Origin of the sequence: Laceyella tengchongensis, assembly GCF_900182735.1 — a bacterium.
GTDB lineage: Bacteria > Bacillota > Bacilli > Thermoactinomycetales > Thermoactinomycetaceae > Laceyella > Laceyella tengchongensis.
In genome coordinates this window covers 23,809-42,632 of sequence record NZ_FXTU01000010.1, presented here as the reverse complement: position 1 = coordinate 42,632, position 18,824 = coordinate 23,809, and the positions used below count along the sequence as shown (strand labels likewise).

The window sequence follows — 18,824 nt, the reverse complement described above, 5'->3', positions numbered from 1 at the left end:
TGTCAGCACACACCCCTCAAGCCAAAGCTTTCCTAGTGTAATTCTTTCGTAAGTATAAACCAACCGGCTAGGCGGTGTCAAAAAAGAGCAGGGATTCCCCTGCCCTATTCCGTGCTTTCTTGTGCGGACGAGTCTTCCCCGGTTGCGTTGGCCATACGCACTTGGTAAAGCGACACTTCTTTTTGCGTTGAGGTGTCGATCAACACTCCGTTGGCAAACAACGCCACTTGATCGGGGTTATCTAAGCGCACGGACAACCACTTGTCGTCGTTGAACGTCATCGTCTGGTTTGCCTCCAGCCGCTTGTCGAACAGCGCTTTTCCTTTCGGGCCGCCAGCGCGCACACGGATATCCGTCGGTTTTTTGGCCGTGATTTTGACCATCACCTGATCTGCGTTTTCAACTTGATAAACATCGCCAAACTCATAACTGTCTGAGGTTTGAACCAGCATCACGCGGGGGCGCTGCTTGTTTATCGCGGGCGCATCGCTAGGCTTCGCCTCCGAGTCAGCGGAAACGACTTTCACTTCTTTGCCTTCGCTGACCACTGTCCAAGTAACCACCGCCCCGATGGCGAGCACGGCGATTACCGCAGCCGCCACCCAGACGACTTTGTTTTGAGACAGACGGTTCCACCACTCATTGATTAAAGCCGCCCGGCCGGCATCATCCTTTGCCCGTTTGGACCGCTCTTTTCTACTTAACGAGGCAACGGGAACGGCACTGCCAACAGCGGCCTCTGCCTCCATGGAGGATTGGTTTTGTTCCTCCCATTTTTTGTAGTGGCTCAATAAAGGATTGGGGGCCACATTCAAAACACGGGCGTACGTACGGATATATCCTCTTACGTAAACCGGATCCGGCAACTTCGAAAATTCGGCGCTTTCAAGCGCTTCTATATAGTGCGGCTCAATTTGGGTTAACTCCGCCACATCCGACACGCTCAGTTGTTGGTTTTCCCTAGTTGTTCTCAATTGTGTAAAAGGGTTAGGCATTTCACCCATGTACCTCCTATAGGGATGATTGAACAGAATTAACTCCTACAGTATAGCTCACAGGGGAAAGATTCGTCAAAAAAGCAAGCCTGTGTGTGGTTAGGCTTGCTTTTTCGCTATTGGTTATTATCTTGTTTGAGATGAATGAACGTCGCCGATTTCTGCACTGGTTCCCCATTGACTGTCACTTTGGCATTGTCCGGTTTGTTGAGATAGATGTAGATATCAGGACTCTGTGAAAAGTCATGCTTGTAAGTGAACGACTTGCCCTCACTCACCCTTACATCTTTAAACGGACTTCCATCGGCTCGGTGACGAAGATCAAGTCCCAACTCTCCCAAAGCCTCCACCTTGATCTCCGCCCCCGCTCCACTCACTCGGTAATGGTCGGTTGTCTTTCCGCTACTGATAAACTTAAGCGTAGTTGTAGGCGAGGGTGTTGGCGTCGGCTCCTGATTTGGCGCCGGCTGTTGGGATTTGGTCTCGCCTGTCGTGATTTGCTCCTTGCCCTTGCTATCTTCGTCATCCCCAACAAAGGAGGCGACGCCCCAAGCAATCGGAATACACAAGGCCAAACTAGCCGCCGCGATGATCACAGAACGCTTAGGAGCCTTGAACTTCGGCGTGGAGACCTTTTTCGGCTTCTTGTTTTTGACGGCACTTCTAGACAGCGATGGCATTTGTACGGCCTTCTGATCCGTTGGATCATGTTGCTCCTGCTCTTGGGAAAACGGTTCACGCACCGACGGCAATGGATTGGTGGAGCCTGTATCCACCTTTTTCATTTGGGCGGTGCGCGATAATATGCTCTTTGGCCCGGTGCTGGTCGGGTTTAATTTTTGGTTGTCCCGCGTCCGCCTTGAATGCAACGTGTGCGCAAGTGTCGACTCCTGGCTGAGTGGGGTCTCCTCCGGCGGTTGCGGTGCCGTGAACTTAGGCTGATTAAATGTAGCTTGGGCATTCCCCGGAATGGTCTGCTCCAACTCTTGTTTTTGGGAAATTGCCTTCATCATGCCCGTCGTCCGTTGGTAACCCACATCCCGGCGTGCCAGCTCTTTGTCCCTGCGCAACTTGTCGCTTTCTGTGCGCTTCGCGGTCAATGCCGTTTGTGTGTTGATGCGCGATTGAGCAGGTTTTTGGTTGACTGTTGGCAGACGGAATGCACTCGTCTGCTGCCCAACCGGCTTGTGAACACCCGTCGCCTGATTGATGGTGGGCAGTTTGCCAGTCAACTGTCCAGCAAACGAATGCGTTTGGGTCTGCGCTAAATCATTTTCGGTAATGGCTTTGAGAACAGTTGTATTGAAACGTTCCGCCTGCTCCATTTTGCGATATTGTCTCAAAATATGATGAGGTTCAATTTTTACACAATTGGCATATGAGCGAAGGTACGTACGTACATAGAATGGACTAGGCAATTTATCAAACTCGCCATTTTCGATTGCAATCAAAAAGGATTTTTGAATTTTCGTCTTTTCCTGTAATTGATCGAGGGATAGACCAATCGCTTCGCGGGCTTGTCGAAGATATGAGCCGATTTCGACAGACACCCCAGCCACCTCCTGAAAGGCTGTCAATAAACATGATCCAACCTTCAATTTGTTTTCACTTAAAATGGTAGATATACTCCCAATGTATCTGCCGATTAGCTAAGACTAAAAGTGAATATATTACTTTTCAGGCACCAGAACATCCATCTCTCGGTTCATGCAGATACGTTTTTACATATTGCTGATTGTATAAAAGCAACTCAATCACTAACCCATACTTTTCAGATTAACAGAAGTTGTTTATCAAAATCAATAACCATTCTTAGTAGATTTATATAACAAAAAACACCTAAGAAGGTTGTTTAGAATTTGACTCAAGCATACCACGACCTTTTTCATGTGTCAAAAAAGCTCTCTTATCACAGAGAGCTTCACTTCATAACGGAGATATAAATATCTTTTGCGCTTGAATATTTATTGATAACAACAGGAAATCCATTGATATTTACAGAAACATTTTTATTTTATAATAATTTGAGCCGGACCCCAGTCTAAAATGACTGGGTGAATACTTTTTTATCCTCGGTAACCTCGCCTTGGACAAACGACTTGTCTATCTCTTGTTTCCGCACTTAAAATGCGCTACCCGACTCTCTCAACCAACTGATTTTTAACTCCAACTCATGCGCGTTGATCAGTTCATATCGGTCCGGACCCTCAGGCGAGGTGGAGAGAACGGACAAACGCGGTTTGCCCAACGGCTTGTCCGCTTCTTTCACCTGATTTTGCTTCACTGTAAGAGGGGCTTCCTTCGATTTTAATTGCGCTGCGTTTTCTGCCCGGTACCACATAAACGCGATGGTAGCGAGCACCAGCAACACCGCGCCCACGATCAACATAATTGTGTACACCTTGCCGAATACGGAGCCTTGCTTCTTTTTTTCCCGCCTCGCATCTCTTCTACGCGGTTGTAGGGGCGGGCTTGCTTGCCTGCGCGGCCCTGCTACCGGCTCAGGCGGAGAAGGAGTGATTCCCAGTTCTTCCGGATCCGGCACATCCGCCGGCATCTGAGGACGCCGCGGCTTGCCCTTGGCCGTGCGCGCCAACGTCGGTTGCTCTACGAGTTCCGCCGATTCTTCTGTCATTTGGCGCAAGGACTTCGCTTGCTCCATGCGGTTCGGGTAGGCAGACGGTGTCGGAGTCATCCGGGTGTTGGCTTGTCTCAGCTGTTGCCCTCCCGCCACTGGTTGTTGTGGCAACCGCTGGTTCACCGACCTCGCACCAGTCGGTGGTTGGGGCCCTGGCTGGTAAAGATGCAACAATTGTTGTGGATTTTCGCCTACGGCCAAGGCATAGGCGCGCACGTACGCACGAACATACGCCGGACTGGGAAATTGACTGAAATCTCCCTGCTCCAAAGCAATCAGATATTTTTTCTGGATTCGTGTGGTCGCTTCCACATCTTCAAGCGAAAGCCTCAATAATTCACGCGCTTGTCGTAACCGGTAACCTATTTCATTAGACAAGCTGATCCCTCCCGCCAACTACTTCATCATTTCTTCAATTGCACGCGGTAACTTTTCTCCGTATCTTGAGCCGAAGTGTTGATAGTCTGCCCATTCGCTGTCACTTCTACATTGGATGGGGTGCCCAAGCGGAACCAAACCTGATTCTGGTTACCGATCTCCAAGGATTTCTCTTCGCCGACTTTCAAGGTAAATTCTTGCGGGGTGTCTTTGGCCGTCGGGGCAAAACTGACGGTCGATTCGCCGTCCCTGCCTTTCAATTTCACTTCCAGCTTATTAGCGTTTCGCACATAATACAATTGCCCTTCCAATGGATTGTCCGACGTTCCACCTTCTTCCAGATAGACAGTGTTCTGCCCATCCGCACGCACGCTATGGTCAACGGAATCGGCCACATTCTTGCCCCCATTTCCGCCAGCTGAATCGGTTTCCGGCTGGAACACAGTAAAATACAACGTTCCACCCACCAATAACAACGCCCCGATGGCAACGGGCAAAACCCATGTGAGGGGCTTTTTGTCTTTCCTACCTTCACTCTTGCTCTCCAAAGCGATCCGGCGCGGTGCCAGCGGTCGATGTTGCATGGTTTGTTGCAAGTCCGGCAAATTCGAACGCAGAGTTTGTGTCATTTCAAGCGATGGTGTTGGTTGTTGTGGCTGTGATGGTGGCAATGGTGTGGGCGGCTGTGCCTGAGGCGTCATAGATTGTAGTTGCGGTGGTGTCATCGCCTTCGGTGGCATGGGCTGTGCGGCCCTTAGTTGCATCGGAGTCTGGTGTGCATGCCCTCCTGGTTGCATGGAAGCCGGCATCACAGTGCGAGTGGTTTGTTGATCCTGCGGTTTTGTCTTTTTGAGCAAAGATTGCGGCTGTGGCTGGCGCAATGGTTGGCCTTGCGGCAAAGCAAATGGATCTTGTTTTGCTTCAACTGGTTTGATATTGTTTGGTCCGAAAGTAGCGCGCGGTTGTGGAGCCGGCTGCACTGTCGGTTGTGCTGGTTCTTCCGTTTTCCCCAGCACCGTTTTCTCAAAGTAATCCAATAAAGGCCGCGCGTCTAAGCCCAAGCATTTCGCATATGTGCGCAAAAAAGCTTTGGCATAAAACGGACTTGGCAATTGGTCGAAGCGATCATTTTCCAACGCATTCAAATATTCTGTATGAATGTTCGTAGAACTGTTCATTTGCTCGAGCGTGTATCCCTGCCGCTCTCGCGCCTGACGCAAATAAGCTCCAATCCCGGCCATGTTTCCCCCTCCAAACGTTTGTTAAAATCCATCGAATTCTGGTTCCACCACTTCGTACGTAATCTGTTCATCAGGATGATTTCTCAATTCAATGATCGTGTCAAAGTCATCGAGCGTGTATTCCGTCTCTTTGACAAAAATATCTGGATGCTCAATCACTTTGGTTGCTTGCATCCGCAAAATGTCCCTGACCAATTGGTCATGTCGTTCGGTGGCTCTGCGCGTAGACACAATGCCATCGATGATGTACACATGGTTCTCAGACAATTCATCGTGAGCCAACTGACTTCGAACCGTCTGCTTCAACAAGGTGGATGAAACAAATGTCCACCGTTTATTTGCGCAGACACTGGAAGCCACGATCGACTCCGTTTTCCCCACGCGTGGCATACCCCGCACCCCGACCAGCTGGTGCCCTTCTTTTTTGAACAGCTCTGCCATAAAATCAACAAGCAAGCCCAATTCGTCCCTAGTAAAACGGTAGGTTCGCTTGTCTTCAATGCACCGATCCAAATACCGCCCATGCCGTATGGCCATCCTATCCACCAATTTCGGCGGACGCAACGCGGTGATCGTGATATTGTCAACACCGAGGAGGATCTGTTTCAATGCTTCAATTTTTTTTTGTTCCTCTGTTCGCAAAAGCATCCCTCGGCGTCTGTTTTCCACACCGTTAATTGTCACAATGTTTATGGAAAGCATACCCAGCAAAGAGGCGAGATCCCCTAGTAGCCCCGGTCGGTTTTTATGAATTTGATATTCCAAATACCATTCCTGAGAACTCATTCCAAAACACCCCTCCACTCCTTCACCGCTTGCCTTTAGAAGGGATTCATATGACTTTTAGTATAGCATAATCCAAATTGAAGGAGGTAGTTTTAAAAATAAACAAATTATGTAGTTATAAAAATAAAACACCTGATATCTACAGGTGTTTTATTTTTATATACGATGCACTAATCACTTATTTGAATCAACTAATTTTACCATCAAATTCGCCATGGTGCGTTGCTCATCTTCACTAGCCACACTCCACAAATCGGCTAACAGCCGCTCTTGCTCGTTTTGCGGGTCAACGTCTTTTGCCAAGTAGTCACCAATTTGGTAGGCCAATTCGGAAATCGTTTCGCGATCCATCCCCAGCTTCTCCGCTTGATGCACGCGATTTGACAAAAACTCTTTCCACTGATCAAAATTTTCCAAGATGGTCATGCTTTTCCCTCCTATACCACTCAGCGATTTTATCGCTCTAAGAGTAATATGGGACAAAAACATTTTTTTTATGCTTATGTGTACCAACCGCCATTGACCGCGAGTACTTGGCCAGTCACATAACCCGCGTCGCCAGAACACAGGAATTTCACCGCATGGGCCACCTCGTTCGGCGCCCCCAATCTGCCCATCGGGATATCATCAGCCAACGCCTCCTGTTCGTCACGGGTTAGTTGCCCATCCAACAACTTCGTGTGAATGGCGCCAGGAGCCACTGCGTTGACTGTGATTCCCGAACGCGCCAATTCTTTAGCGAGGGCTTTCACCATGCCGATCTGCGCTCCCTTGGCGGCAGAATAAAGCACTTCCAGCGCGCCACCCGTCTGGCCCCATATGGATGAGACCGCCACGATCCGCCCGTGTTTGCGGCTTAACATGCTCGTCAACACGACTTGCGCCAAGTGAAAAAACCCCCGCACATGTACATCCATGACGTCATCAAACTCACTCTCCGAATGATCCTGAAAAAAACCGACCATGCCCTGTCCAGCAGCATGGATAAGAACCGTCGGCGCTCCCAATTGGGAGACAATCGCTTGATGTGCCTGGTCTACCGACTCTCTTCTTGCCACGTCGTGCCGCACCGCAAAAGCCGGCCTGCCGTATGTTCGGCAACGCTCAACAACACGTTGTGCTTCAGCCTCGGAATTCAGATATCCGACCGCCACCGCGGCCCCTGCCTCTGCCAATGCTTCTGCGACAGCCGCGCCGATCCCTCCGCTCGCTCCGGTAACCCACGCGACTTCCCCTGCCAACTTCGCTTCCATCCGTCCATCCCCCCATTTAAAAAGGCGCCCTTTTTCAAGGACGCATACATTTATTATCCCAATGGCCGCACTAGCGACACAGCAAAACGCGACCAATCGATATGTTCTTTCATTCGCTCGTTCACGTCAGCCAGTGTTAACTCCTCCAACATCGGAATGATGCGGAACAAGTCTACCCCTTTGAATTGGTAACTGGTGAATTGGTTAGCAATCCACTCAGGGGAATTGAGATACCGCAAATTGCTACCGATTTTTTTCTTGCGAATCCGGTCAAAGGTATCCTGCGAAATGCCTTGGTCGATCTTCTGCGGCAACTCTTCCCGTATCCGCTCCAGCAACCGATCGGGATTAGGTGTATCCCCTCCCATCATCGAAAAGCCAAATCCGCTTTCCAATGAGTAGTCAAAACCGAAGTTATCGTCGATCAAACCTTCGTCATATAGGGATTGATACAATTCAGTCGCCGGGCCGACCAAGGCCTCCAGCACGATTTGGGTCGCCAATTCTTGTTTCAATGCGGCTTCCCCTTCCACTTGTGTCCAAGCTTTGCCCTCTTTGAAACCAAATAGGCACTTGGAAATACCCACACTCAATTTCATTTCGTTCAGCGGCTGGGCCACCTCGTCCGGCTCTTCGTCAAAGAAACGGACGATCTCCGCTTGTTGCTCAAACTTTTTAGCGACTTGGTTTTCCCTGATCAAGGTCATGGTGCGCTCCGGGTCCACCGCACCGACGACAAATAACAGCATGTTGCTTGGATGGTAAAACGTCTCGTAACAGGTGTACAGCAACTCTTTGTTGATTTGTGCAATGGACTCAACTGTGCCGGCGATGTCGATTTTCACGGGATGTTTTTGGTACATCGCCTCGATCAGACCAAAGTAGGAGCGCCAATCTGGATTGTCATCATACATACGGATTTCCTGACCGATGATTCCTTTTTCCTTCTCTACGTTTTCATCCGTGAAATGGGGCGATTGCACAAAATCGAGCAGAGTGGTCAAGTTTTTTTCCACATGGTCGGTGCAAGAAAAGAGATAAGCTGTTCTAGTAAAGCTGGTAAAGGCATTGGCTGAGGCGCCCTGGCGTGAAAATTCTTGGAAAACATCTTCTCCGGAAGGCTGTTCGAACATCTTGTGCTCCAAAAAGTGGGCGATCCCGTCGGGTACGGAGATTTTCTCCTTGCCAGGCACTTGAAAGGTGTTGTCAACCGAACCGTATTTCGTCGTGAAAGTGGCGAACGTCTTGCTGAACCCTTGCTTCGGCAAGATGTACACATGCAATCCATTGGGCAGCTTTTCATAAAACAGGGTTTCTTGGATTTGGGCGAATTCAATTTTTTGCATCAGCATTCCCCTCCTGGTCACGCAGGAAATAAATCGTATCCAATTGCACCTTTTGCGCCACCCGCACGACATCTTCTATGCTGACGCGCTGAATGGCTTGCAGCATCTGCTCCAGCGTTCTTTCTTGCCCAGCCAACACCGATTGGTGATGGAAATGGATCAACTCATAAGAGCGGTCTTGCTGTTCTTTGTAAGCATTGGTCAATGTCGCTTTGGTTTGTTCCAATTCTTGTTGGTCGATTCGTCCCTGACGCATGGCTTCCAATTGTTCTTTGATGATGTCGACCGCTCGTTGGAAATTGCCGATTTCGATGCCGGATTGGATCATCAGCAAGCCCTTGAGGCTTTCCAATCGGGAAGAGCAGTAGTACGCCAGGCTAGCCTTTTCACGCACATTGCGGAAAAGCTTAGAGTGCGGGAACCCACCCAAAATCCCGTTGTAGACAACCAGCGCCGGATAGTCGTTCGAAGTGATCTCCGTTTGTGTACGGCAACCGATGTTTAATTTGCCTTGTTTTACATTGAGCCGATCGACAACCACCTTTTCTTCCTTTACTTCGCGGACGACGGGGGCGAGTGTATATGTCTTGCGTTGCCCAGTTACCTGCGAGGCCAAGCGGTCACGCAACAGTTCGACAACCTGTTCCGTCGAAACATTGCCTACGCAGTACAGGTCGATGGGGCAGGTGCGAATCACATCTTGATAATATGTATAAAGTTCGGTCGCCCCCAATTGCTCCAAATCAGCTAACCGTCCGTGATTAAACAAGGCGTAGGGTTCGCCTTTGCACATCTCTTCTACCATGCGCTGAGCGGCATAGCGGATTTTGTCGTCTTGCAGACTTTCGATTTTTTGCTTGAGGTTCTTCTTTTCAGCCTCCACATAAGAAGCTTTGAACCCATTTCCTTCGGTTGCCGAGGCAAACAAAACTTCGGTGAAAAAGGACAGCCCTTCTTCCAAAAGCGCCGGCTTGTCCTGCAAATACCGCTCATTGGCGATTTCCAGACCAAATTCCATTAGGTGGCGTTCCCCACGTTTAGACACGTCGCCAAACAGGATGGCTCCGTACAGGTCATCCAGCTTCCTTTTCAATTCGATCGTGGTGGGGGTCGATTGTGTACCCCGTTGCAACACCGCCGGCAACAGCGCGGTTTTGGTTACGGTTTCCGGCTTGAGTTCTTGTCCGATATAAGCTACAAACGTGGTCGTTTTAAACTTGGTGCTTGGTAAGACATGCACTTGGATATTTCCAATCGAAACGGTTTCAAAATGGTTATTGGCCACGTTGACACCTCTCCTTTAATGTGCCGATGTATTAACATTATAGACTAATTCCAACTGAATGGAAACGATAACCACTTTTTCGGATGAATTCCCTTTCGAAAAAGCGCTACCGCCCAACGGCTCGTTCACAGCAGTCAGGCGGCGCCGTTTTAACTCTGCATGAATTGTTTCAGATCAGCTTCTGTTGCAGGAACAATCAGTTCTTTATTGACCACTCTTTGTTTGAATTCATCCACCCGTTTGAGCACGTCAGGCTTGACATGTTTGGTAGTGGTTGGGGCATAGTCCACCCCGTTTTCTTTTAAGCCGAATTGCAACAATTTGCCTGCTTTGTGCTTCTTCTGTTGCTGTGCTTTCATCACGTTGAAAACAGCCACATCCACTCTCTTAACCATCGAGCTCAAAGTGTGATCTGGAGCCAAGCGACTCTGATCCATGTCCACTCCGATAGCCCAATATTTTCCTTTTTCCCGTGTCTTTACTTCGTCAAACAATCCTTTTCCAACACCGCCAGCCGCATGATAAATGATATCAGCTCCACCATCGTACATCGCTTTGGCCAGCGACCGCCCTTTGGTGGCATCATTAAAGCTCTCAGCGTACGCTACTTGCACTTTCACTTTGGGGTTTGCCGCATGAACACCGGCTCGATACCCCACTTCAAACTTTTTGATGAGGGGGGAGCTAATCCCGCCAATGAAGCCAACCTTTCCCGTCTTGGTGCTCAAAGCGGCAATCATTCCCATCAAAAATGAGCCTTCTTCTTCCTTGAAAGTGACAGCGGTAACATTTTTGGGAATCTTGCCGCCCATATCGCTGTCCACGATCCCAAACTGAGCATTTGGAAATTGATTTGCCACATCAGCAATGGCTTTTTCAATCTTAAAACCGACACCCCATATCATGTTGCGGTTTTCCCTGGCAAATTTGGTCAAGTTGGGCACATAATCCTCATCCCGCTTTGACTCAAGTGCCTTGATATCTATTCCTAATTCCTTTTGTGCCCGTTTCAAGCCGGCGTAAGTGATTTGGTTGAATGATTCATCGTTCAAACCGCCCGTGTCAGTCACCATCCCGGCGGAGAAATCGCCTTTCGCCTTTTGGTTGACGTTTCCGCCGCCTGCACACGCAGACAGCAAGAATACACAGCAAGCCAGCAGCAACGAAGCCCAACTCATCCGTTTCATGATAATCCTCCTTTGTTTTGATCTGGATGAACTTAGTATGAACCTGAGCAAATAAAAAAAACCTCAGCCAATCAATTGGCTAAGGTCTTTTGATGAGGATTAACGGCTTCCTTTTTCGTATGGTTTCCCAACTGCTGCCGGCGCTTCCGCCCGGCCTACGAAGCCGGCCAACGCCAGGATGGTCAACACATAAGGCAACATGCTCAGCACTTCACTGGGCACGTATTTCGTTACATTGAACAGCTGGCCTGTCAGGGTCAAAGCTACGGCAAAACCGAAGAACGTTGCCGCCCCCAGTACCCCAAACGGACGCCACTTCCCGAAAATCAGCGCAGCCAAAGCGATGAACCCTTGACCCGCCACTGTGCCTTGGTTGAACTCACTACCGATGGCAATCGACAATCCAGCTCCCCCTAATGCGGCCAGCGCGCCACTGATCAATACGGCAACATAGCGCATTTTCACCACGGATACGCCCGCTGTCTCCGCCGCATGCGGATGTTCACCCACCGCGCGCAACCGCATGCCGAAGGTGGTACGAGTAAGCAGATAGTAACTGATCAGTACCACCAAAATCGCGATATACGTGGTCGGCAACGCTTTAAACAGAGAGGGGCCGATCACAGGAATATCGCTCAGAAACGGAATCGCGATGGCATTTAACTTGTTTTCCACCACCGGGGTTTGCCCCGCGCCATCATACAAGTGCTTAACCAAATAAACGGATAACCCTAAAGCCAAAAAGTTGATCGCCACACCGCTGACCACTTGATCCGCTTTAAATGTAATGGAGGCGACAGCGTGCGGCAATGCGAGCAACACCCCTGCAAGAACTGCAAACAGCAGGCCCAGCCATGGACTACCGGTTGTTAGAGTGGAAACGACCGCGGTAAACGCACCAATGGTCATCAATCCCTCCAACCCGATATTGACGACACCGGACCGCTCAGAATACAGGCCACCCATCCCGGCCAAAATCAACGGGGTGGCATAAATGACAGTTGTTGATAATATGTTGGTCAACGTATCAAGCACGCTTGTCCCCCCCTTTATTCCGGCTGAATTTGCCCAAGAGCCGGCCGGTCACATTGGCAGCCACAAACAAGATGATTGCGGCAAACACTACCCGAATGACTTCAAACGGCACCCCGGCTTCGAACTGCATGTTTCCGCCGCCATATGTGAGGATACCAAACAGCACAGAAGCCAACACGACACCTAGTGGAGTGCTGGCGCCCAACAGTGCTACCGCAATGCCATCAAACCCGATACCCGTAAAGGCAGGTTGAATCGCCAGATAACCGCTTGTACCCAACGCTTCGCCCGCTCCGGCCAAACCGGCGAACGTACCACTGAACATCATAGACAAAATGATGTTGCGTTTAACGCTCATGCCTGCGTATTCCGCTGCCAGCGGATTGTGTCCAACCGCGCGCAATTCATATCCCAACCGGGTGCGCCATACAAGCACATACATGACGAAAGCGGCCAAGATCGCAAGGATAAGTCCAAAATGCAAACGGGCGCCTCCGAACATTTGTGAAACAGCATCAATGCGTAGCGAAGCGGAATCCATGATTTTCGGCGTCGAATCGGCCCCATTGGACATCCAGTGGAAAACCAATGCGTTCGACAGGTACAAGGCGATAAAGTTCATCATGATAGAGATGATCACCTCGTGAACCCCGCGCGTCGCCTTCAACAAGCCCGGTACCAAGCCCCATACAGCTCCGGCCAAGCCACCAGCGATCACAGCCACAACTGCATGCAAAACAGGAGGCAGATTCAATTTGAGCCCGACGATGATCGCCACCAACTGACCCACGATAAACTGCCCCTCGACGCCGATGTTGAACAAGCCCGTCCGAAACGCCAAGGCAACCGCCAAACCAGTCAAGATCAGAGGCGTGATCGTCCGGAGCGTTTCACCGAGGTCGTATGGCTGCACCAACGCACTGACGAACAACGCGTTGTAAGCCGCAATCGGATCATATCCGGCCACCACCATCATGATCGCGCCAATCAACATCCCTAGCAAAATGGACAACAGGGAAGTGATAAAAGTAGATTGTGAATTGATGCGAGACAAGACTTTCATTCCGCCTTCACCTCCTGTTGTTTGACACTGCCAGCCATCAACAAGCCCAATTCTTCTTCGGAGGTGTTTTTCGGATCAACCCAGCCGACGATTTTCCCTTCATAAATCACGGCCACCCGATCACTCAATTTCAGGACTTCATCCAGCTCCAAAGAGACCAACAGCACGGCTTTGCCATTATCCCGTTGTTCGATGATCCGGCGATGGATGAACTCAATCGCCCCTACGTCCAACCCACGGGTCGGTTGCGCCGCGATCAAAAAGTCAGGATTGCGGTCCACTTCCCGAGCGATGATCGCTTTTTGCTGGTTACCGCCGGATAAAGCACGAATAGGCACGTGTTTATCAGGCGTGCGCACGTCAAACTCGCTGATCAATCGCTCCGCGTATTTATCCACTTCATCTTTTTGTATCAGCCCATTTTTCGAAAACGGCTCTTGGTAATATGTTTGCAAGACCATGTTTTCACTAACCGAAAAGTCAAGGACGAGCCCGCGTTTGTGACGGTCCTCGGGGATGTGGCCCACGCCCGCTTCGGTCACCTTGCGAGGGCTTGCATTGGTCACATCGTGCCCGCCAAGGCGAATCACCCCGCCTTTTACCGGACGCAAGCCGGTGATCGCTTCGATCAATTCAGTTTGTCCGTTGCCGTCCACACCAGCCAAGCCGACCACTTCACCAGCTCTCACTTGCATGTTCAGCCCGCGAACCACTTCTACACCGCGATTGTCTTCAACAACCAGATTGGCAATATCCAACACCGTTTGACTCGGATTGGCTTCTGCTTTTTCGATCTCGAAAGAGACTTCCCGGCCAACCATCAGCGCGGCTAGTTGATTCTCATCCGTATCTTGCACATCGACCGTCTTGATCACCTTTCCGCGGCGAATCACCGTTACCCGGTCGCAAGTGCTCATGATTTCTTTCAGCTTATGTGTGATGAAAATAATTGTTTTCCCTTCTTTTACAAGGTTCCGCATAATTTCCATCAACTCATTGATCTCTTGCGGAGTCAACACGGCAGTCGGCTCGTCAAAGATCAAAATGTCAGCGCCACGGTACAATGTTTTGAGGATTTCCACCCGTTGCTGCATGCCTACGGAAATATCAGATATTTTAGCCGTGGGATCCACCTTGAGATTATAGCGTTCCGACAGGCGCCGGATCTCACTTTCCGCTTTTTTCACATCGATGATGCCCAACTTGCTCCGTTCGTCACCCAGAATGATGTTTTCGGTGACAGTGAATGGTTGGACTAACATAAAGTGTTGGTGAACCATACCGATTCCAAGCTTATTGGCCATTGTGGGGCCTGTGATGGTAACCGGTTGTTCCTTGATGCGAATTTCACCCTCATCCGGCTGATACAAGCCAAACAGGATGTTCATCAATGTTGACTTTCCAGCTCCATTTTCCCCAAGCAAGGCATGAATCTCACCCTTTTTCACAGTGAGATGAATTTGATCATTGGCAACGATTCCCGGGAACCGTTTGGTTATTCCTAGCATCTCAACGACGTTCACAGGCTTCCCCCCTTTATAAATGAAAAGGATCGTGCTTTCTCCCCTTGTTTATATCCCTTGTCTTTCCATTTTAGAATGAGACAACGCTTTCAGCAGTATGCATGATGCCAAAATCAAAAAAAAACGGCGAACCATCTCGCTTCCAAATGAAAGCGGATTAAAACAAGAGGGATTTCTAGTATACATGAGATAATTAGAATTAGGAAGAGATATTTTTATAAATAGCTACTATAACCACAGAATTTCAATATGTTTTTCTAATTTGGACATAAAAAAGAGTTGGAGTGTTCCTCCAACTCTTGCTCCGCCTGATTAGTTCGCTTTAAAGTTTTTCGCTTCTTCAGGCGTGGTTGGCACCTTGATTTCGCCTTTGATGATTTTTTGTTGGAACTCTTCCACTTTTTTCACTACATCGTCGCTGATGTGTTTGCTTTTTACAAAGCTTACGCCGCCCTCTTTCAAGCCGAACTCTTTTTGCTCGCCGCCTTTGAGTTTTCCTTCTTTCAATTCTTTGATCACATCAAACACGGCAACATCTACTTTTTTGATCATGGAAGTCAAGGTGTGTTCCGGAGCCAGTTTGGATTGGTCCATGTCGACACCGATAGCCCAGAATTTGCCTTGTTCACGTACTTTCACTTCATCAAACAGCCCTTTGCCAACACCACCGGAAGCATGGTAAATGATGTCAACGTTTCCATTGTACATGGATTGAGCCAAAGAGCGACCTTTCGTCGCGTCGGTGAAACTTTCAGCATAAGCAACCTGTACTTCCGCGTTAGGGTTTACCGCTTTCACCCCTGCGATGAAGCCAGCTTCAAACTTCTTGATCAAAGGAGAGGTCATTCCGCCGATAAAGCCGACTTTGTTTGTTTTCGTCGTCAGACCAGCAATCGCCCCAACAAGGAAGGAACCTTCTTCTTCTTTAAAGGTTACTGCCGTTACGTTCTTCGGAATGTTTCCGCCCAAATTGTCGTCCACAATGCCAAAGTGCACGTTTTGAAATTGGTTAGCCACTTCTGGGATCGCTTTGTTGAACTTAAAGCCAATGCCCCAAGTGATATTGCGGCCTTCACGGGCAAATTTGGTCAAGTTAGGAACATAGTCTTCGTCACGTTTGGATTCTAGTGCCTTGATATCCGTGCTCAATTCTTTTTTGGAACGTTCGATGCCGGACCAAGCGCTTTGGTTGAATGACTCGTCATTCAAACCTCCCGTATCCGTTACCATGCCTACAGAAAATCCTTTGCCTCCAGCTTGTCCTGCATTTTGACCGGAACAACCGACCAATGAGACAGCTAGGACACCCGCCAACACGGCAGCCCATGCTTTTCTTACCATTTCCATTTTCCCCCTTGCAGCAACAAATCGCTTGTAGTGCTAAGCTTCATCTGACGCAAAAAACCCCCCTCTAACCAATACAGAAAAAATACGTATCAATCCAGAGGAATTCTATATTTTTGATAAAAACATTATTTGGATGTCAAATAAAGCTTCGCCCATAAATGTTATACCATGGGTTTACTTATTTGGCTACTGTTTTGTTTCTGTTCATATTGTTCTTTCGTCATCAACACTTCGCGCGGTTTGCTACCTTCATAGGGACCGATCAGACCGTCTCCTTCCATCATATCGATAAGGCGCGCAGCCCGGGTGTAACCCACCCGCAAGCGGCGTTGCAGAAGCGAAGCTGAAGCCGCCTGTGATTCCAACACGATCTGAACCGCTTGCGGATAAAGCTCGTCAGTCATGTCCTGCGCCTGATTCTCACCCGCCTGCGGAATCATCTCTTCTTGGTAATGGGGTTCCTGCTGGCCTTTTACAAACTTCACCACCGCCTCCACCTCTTCATCCGTGACAAATGCCCCTTGAATCCGAATCGGTTTGGACGCACCGGTTGGCATATACAACATATCCCCTCGACCCAACAACTTTTCGGCGCCGCCCATGTCGAGAATGGTCCGCGAGTCGGCTTGTGAGGAAACGGCAAAGGCGATTCGAGAAGGGATATTCGCTTTGATCACACCCGTGATGACATCGACGGACGGACGTTGCGTGGCGATGATCAAATGAATCCCAGCGGCACGGGCCATTTGTGCCAGGCGGCAAATCGCGTCTTCCACATCGGATGGCGCCACCATCATCAAATCCGCCAACTCATCGACAATTACTACAATATAGGGCAACGGCTCTCTTCCATCCTCTTTCCGTTCGGCGACCATCTGGTTATACCGTTCAATATCGCGCGCACCCATCTTGGCGAACAACTCATATCGCTTCTCCATCTCGGCCACCACTTTCTTGAGAGCAACAGCCGCTTTACGCGGCTCCGTCACCACTGGCACCAGCAGATGAGGAATGCCGTTGTACACGTTCAATTCAACCATTTTGGGGTCAATCATCATCAGCTTCACTTCGTCGGGACGCGCCTTGTAGAGCAAGCTGACAACGATGCCGTTAATACAGACACTTTTACCCGAACCGGTCGCCCCCGCGATCAGCAAATGGGGCATTTTCGCCAAGCTGTCCACTTTGGGCTCACCATAAATATCTCGTCCTAAAGCGATGCTCAGTTTGGATTGGTTGTCTTGGTAAGGCGAACTTTCTATCACATCACGCAACCCGACTTTGGCGACTTCGGAATTGGGGACTTCAATCCCCACCGCGGACTTACCGGGAATAGGTGCTTCAATGCGAATATCTTGCGCTGCCAACGCCAATGCGATGTCATCTGCCAGATTGACGATCCGGCTCACTTTCACCCCTGTCTCCGGCTGAATCTCATACCGCGTCACAGCCGGCCCCCTATGGATTCCGATCACATTGGCCTTTACGCCGAAACTCTTCAACTTATCGACCAGGATTTTGGCGTTTTCTTGATAATCGCCTTGATTCAGCTGATGTTTCCGTTTGAATTTGGTGAGCAATGAAAGCGGAGGCAACCGGTATTCCGCCGGCGTGTGCGACTGGAACCGGACCACCAATTCTTCCTCTTTGGCCGGTTCAGCTGAACCAGTCGCCTGGGCAGGGATGTCTTGGTGGAGAGTCGATCCTTCTTCTGTCTTGAGCTGAAGTTGCAATTGCTTCGGCTTTATGCCATCTCCCGCTTCTTTCCGGTAAGCATGATCGGCGAAATCATAAATGATCGGTTCGACGATCGGCTCATTGCTAACACCTTGCTCGGCATCCTCCCGCCGTCGCGACGAGGCAGTCGCTTTGTGCCGCTTTTTCTGGCGGCGAGCTTGTTTAGCTACATATCCACGCAGCCATTCAATCAGGCTCCGTTTCGCTTTTTTCTTCATCTTCTTGATCCAGCCCTTGGTCTTCTTAAACGCCTTTACATACGAGAAATCAGCGATCAATAGAAGCCCGCTCAGCACAAACGCCCCCAGCACAATCAACGTGCCTGTGTCAGCAAACAAAAACCGCAATAGAGCGTAGAGGACAGCACCTACCATGCCACTGCCAATGTCCTGGGGAACGGCGGAAGTCCGCTCATTCAACAAAAGGTACCACGTGGCGTCGACGATGCCTTGTTTGGTCTGCAATGTGTGGAAGGTGAGATAATGGTTATAAGCCAGTAGCGACAAAAACACCAACAACACGCCTGTCATCCGTGGCGACCAGCGTTGCAGCCATTTCCGATTGACCATTACATACACTGCCAGCCAGATACCGATGATGGGCACAGCAAAATCCCATGTTCCCACGATAAACCGAGCCAAATACGTCAAGTTTCGCCCGATGGCGCCATAACTTGCCATAGTGATAAAAGATAAGGCCAAAAGGGTGATGCCATAAATTTCGAATAATATTTCACGCTTTAGTTGTTCAGGTTGCTTATTTTTTTTCTTTTTCCTTGCCATTTCGATCACCTTTCACTTAGCCATCGCTTTCCATTATAACATGGAAAAGCTCACCAGCAGGATTTCTTCCCTTGACATTTCTGATTAATCTGTTCTTTTTGCCCCGGCTGGTCGGCGAATGATCCCATCTTACGAAATTTCCCATCGACGTGCCCATTCCCTGCCCACCGATCAAGCGAAAATTAAAAAAACCCTGGTTCGGGCGTTCGCATAGGACATTACATTATT

At 49.5% G+C, this 18,824-nt stretch carries 15 protein-coding genes; all 15 read right to left on the bottom strand.

Features of this window, described 5'->3' with window-relative positions; all coding sequences use genetic code 11:
* Positions 1–104: 104 nt before the first annotated feature.
* The 15 genes from QQZ12_RS15230 to QQZ12_RS15160 all read right to left on the bottom strand — a co-directional run bounded on the left by QQZ12_RS15230 (position 105) and on the right by QQZ12_RS15160 (position 18,596).
* Positions 105–995 carry a RodZ domain-containing protein gene (locus tag QQZ12_RS15230; protein ID WP_189318834.1) on the bottom strand — a complete coding sequence of 297 codons (891 nt, stop codon included), beginning with the start codon at positions 993–995 and terminating at the stop codon, positions 105–107.
* Between the two features lie 116 nt (positions 996–1,111).
* The gene (locus QQZ12_RS15225) at positions 1,112–2,545 is read right to left on the bottom strand and encodes a helix-turn-helix domain-containing protein (protein ID WP_189318835.1); all 1,434 of its coding nucleotides are present in this window, start codon (positions 2,543–2,545) and stop codon (positions 1,112–1,114) included.
* Positions 2,546–3,117: 572 nt separating this feature from the next.
* On the bottom strand, positions 3,118–4,011 hold the full coding sequence (locus QQZ12_RS15220) for a helix-turn-helix domain-containing protein (RefSeq protein WP_284724629.1): 894 nt from the start codon (positions 4,009–4,011) through the stop codon (positions 3,118–3,120).
* Positions 4,012–4,037: 26 nt separating this feature from the next.
* Positions 4,038–5,252 (bottom strand): helix-turn-helix domain-containing protein, encoded by a 1,215-nt coding sequence (locus QQZ12_RS15215; protein ID WP_284724628.1) that lies wholly within the window; start codon positions 5,250–5,252, stop codon positions 4,038–4,040.
* 21 nt (positions 5,253–5,273) lie between these two features.
* Positions 5,274–6,038 carry a DUF3388 domain-containing protein gene (locus tag QQZ12_RS15210; protein ID WP_284724627.1) on the bottom strand — a complete coding sequence of 255 codons (765 nt, stop codon included), beginning with the start codon at positions 6,036–6,038 and terminating at the stop codon, positions 5,274–5,276.
* 174 nt (positions 6,039–6,212) lie between these two features.
* Positions 6,213–6,464 carry a DUF3243 domain-containing protein gene (locus QQZ12_RS15205; protein ID WP_022737596.1) on the bottom strand — a complete coding sequence of 84 codons (252 nt, stop codon included), beginning with the start codon at positions 6,462–6,464 and terminating at the stop codon, positions 6,213–6,215.
* 74 nt (positions 6,465–6,538) lie between these two features.
* The gene (ymfI, locus tag QQZ12_RS15200; protein WP_102992629.1) at positions 6,539–7,291 is read right to left on the bottom strand and encodes an elongation factor P 5-aminopentanone reductase; all 753 of its coding nucleotides are present in this window, start codon (positions 7,289–7,291) and stop codon (positions 6,539–6,541) included.
* A 53-nt stretch (positions 7,292–7,344) separates the two neighbouring features.
* Positions 7,345–8,637 (bottom strand): EF-P 5-aminopentanol modification-associated protein YfmH, encoded by a 1,293-nt coding sequence (gene yfmH, locus QQZ12_RS15195; protein WP_284724626.1) that lies wholly within the window; start codon positions 8,635–8,637, stop codon positions 7,345–7,347.
* Positions 8,624–9,922, bottom strand: coding sequence for an EF-P 5-aminopentanol modification-associated protein YfmF (yfmF, locus tag QQZ12_RS15190; protein ID WP_284724625.1), 1,299 nt, complete (start codon positions 9,920–9,922; stop codon positions 8,624–8,626). The genes yfmH and yfmF overlap by 14 nt, the downstream gene beginning before the upstream one ends.
* A gap of 149 nt (positions 9,923–10,071) precedes the next feature.
* The gene (locus tag QQZ12_RS15185) at positions 10,072–11,109 is read right to left on the bottom strand and encodes a BMP family lipoprotein (RefSeq protein WP_284724624.1); all 1,038 of its coding nucleotides are present in this window, start codon (positions 11,107–11,109) and stop codon (positions 10,072–10,074) included.
* A gap of 99 nt (positions 11,110–11,208) precedes the next feature.
* Positions 11,209–12,144 carry an ABC transporter permease gene (locus tag QQZ12_RS15180; RefSeq protein ID WP_102992633.1) on the bottom strand — a complete coding sequence of 312 codons (936 nt, stop codon included), beginning with the start codon at positions 12,142–12,144 and terminating at the stop codon, positions 11,209–11,211.
* Positions 12,137–13,207 (bottom strand): ABC transporter permease, encoded by a 1,071-nt coding sequence (locus QQZ12_RS15175; RefSeq protein WP_102992634.1) that lies wholly within the window; start codon positions 13,205–13,207, stop codon positions 12,137–12,139. Before QQZ12_RS15175 ends, QQZ12_RS15180 begins: the two co-directional genes overlap by 8 nt.
* Positions 13,204–14,715 (bottom strand): ABC transporter ATP-binding protein, encoded by a 1,512-nt coding sequence (locus tag QQZ12_RS15170; protein ID WP_106342220.1) that lies wholly within the window; start codon positions 14,713–14,715, stop codon positions 13,204–13,206. The genes QQZ12_RS15175 and QQZ12_RS15170 overlap by 4 nt, the downstream gene beginning before the upstream one ends.
* 327 nt (positions 14,716–15,042) lie before the next feature.
* Complete coding sequence (locus tag QQZ12_RS15165) at positions 15,043–16,071, bottom strand: BMP family lipoprotein (protein ID WP_022737588.1); 1,029 nt, start codon at positions 16,069–16,071, stop codon at positions 15,043–15,045.
* Positions 16,072–16,238: 167 nt separating this feature from the next.
* The gene (locus QQZ12_RS15160; RefSeq protein ID WP_284724623.1) at positions 16,239–18,596 is read right to left on the bottom strand and encodes an FtsK/SpoIIIE family DNA translocase; all 2,358 of its coding nucleotides are present in this window, start codon (positions 18,594–18,596) and stop codon (positions 16,239–16,241) included.
* Positions 18,597–18,824 lie beyond the last annotated feature (228 nt).

Bases quoted from the DNA above. Each gene is read 5' to 3' on its own strand.
- QQZ12_RS15175 (WP_102992634.1), bottom strand. From the start codon at position 13,207: ATGAAAGTCTTGTCTCGCATCAATTCACAATCTACTTTTATCACTTCC.
- QQZ12_RS15205 (WP_022737596.1), bottom strand. From the start codon at position 6,464: ATGACCATCTTGGAAAATTTTGATCAGTGGAAAGAGTTTTTGTCAAAT.
- QQZ12_RS15165 (WP_022737588.1), bottom strand. From the start codon at position 16,071: ATGGTAAGAAAAGCATGGGCTGCCGTGTTGGCGGGTGTCCTAGCTGTC.
- QQZ12_RS15230 (WP_189318834.1), bottom strand. From the start codon at position 995: ATGCCTAACCCTTTTACACAATTGAGAACAACTAGGGAAAACCAACAA.
- QQZ12_RS15185 (WP_284724624.1), bottom strand. From the start codon at position 11,109: ATGAAACGGATGAGTTGGGCTTCGTTGCTGCTGGCTTGCTGTGTATTC.
- QQZ12_RS15160 (WP_284724623.1), bottom strand. From the start codon at position 18,596: ATGGCAAGGAAAAAGAAAAAAAATAAGCAACCTGAACAACTAAAGCGT.
- QQZ12_RS15210 (WP_284724627.1), bottom strand. From the start codon at position 6,038: ATGAGTTCTCAGGAATGGTATTTGGAATATCAAATTCATAAAAACCGA.
- ymfI (WP_102992629.1), bottom strand. From the start codon at position 7,291: ATGGAAGCGAAGTTGGCAGGGGAAGTCGCGTGGGTTACCGGAGCGAGC.
- yfmH (WP_284724626.1), bottom strand. From the start codon at position 8,637: ATGCAAAAAATTGAATTCGCCCAAATCCAAGAAACCCTGTTTTATGAA.
- QQZ12_RS15215 (WP_284724628.1), bottom strand. From the start codon at position 5,252: ATGGCCGGGATTGGAGCTTATTTGCGTCAGGCGCGAGAGCGGCAGGGA.
- QQZ12_RS15170 (WP_106342220.1), bottom strand. From the start codon at position 14,715: ATGCTAGGAATAACCAAACGGTTCCCGGGAATCGTTGCCAATGATCAA.